At 78.9% G+C, this 739-nt stretch carries 1 protein-coding gene; it reads left to right on the top strand.

Annotated features, from left to right (window positions below):
* Window positions 1-160: 160 nt before the first annotated feature.
* On the top strand, window positions 161-739 hold a 579-nt coding region (locus tag MNZ29_RS24145; RefSeq protein WP_374110865.1), incomplete at its 3' end, for a DUF6600 domain-containing protein.

Raw genomic sequence — 739 nt, 5'->3', positions numbered from 1 at the left:
CCGCGCGGCGCGCGCCACCGAGCGCGCCGACCCAAGGTGCTCCGTTGCGGCGCGCGCGCCCGCGGCGGGATCCTGGGGGCGTGCCGAGGCCGCGCGGCGCCCGCGTCAGCGTCACGGCACGCGGGCGCGGCCACGCGCAGCGCGGCCGGGAGGGCAGGCCATGAGGTGGCGATCGCTGCTCGGTGCGCTCCTCCTCTGCGGCGCCGGCGTCCTGCCGGCGCGCGCGGTCGCGGAAGGCCCGCAGGCGGGGGTCTCGTTCGAGCTCTTCGAGGAGGGGCTCGCGCCGTACGGGGAGTGGATGGTGGCGGGCAGCTACGGGCGCGTGTGGCGGCCCGTGGGTGCCGGGCCCGACTGGCGCCCCTACGTGGACGGCGAGTGGGTCTGGACGGACGAGGGCTGGTACTGGGCGAGCGACGAGCCGTGGGCGTGGGCGACGTACCACTACGGCCGCTGGATCTTCGATCCCTGGCTGGGCTGGATCTGGGTCCCCGGGCATGCGTGGGCGCCGGCCTGGGTCGCCTGGCGCGTCGGGGGCGGCTTCATCGGGTGGGCGCCCCTGCCGCCCGGCCTGGTGACGTGGTGGGTGGACCCGGCGCCCATCGCGGTGACGTACTGGGTGTTCGTGCCCGCGCCGCGGTTCGTCGGCCACCCGGTCCGACCCGCGCTCGTGCCGCCCGCGCGCGTCCCGGACATCCTGCCGAGGACGCGCCCCGCGCCGCCCCGCCGCGCCGGGGTGGCC

The organism is Anaeromyxobacter sp. SG64, from assembly GCF_022690745.1.
In the GTDB taxonomy this organism is placed as follows: domain Bacteria; phylum Myxococcota; class Myxococcia; order Myxococcales; family Anaeromyxobacteraceae; genus Anaeromyxobacter; species Anaeromyxobacter soli.
The sequence above is the reverse complement of the archived record's forward strand: the minus strand, read 5'-3'. Positions and strand labels throughout refer to the sequence as shown.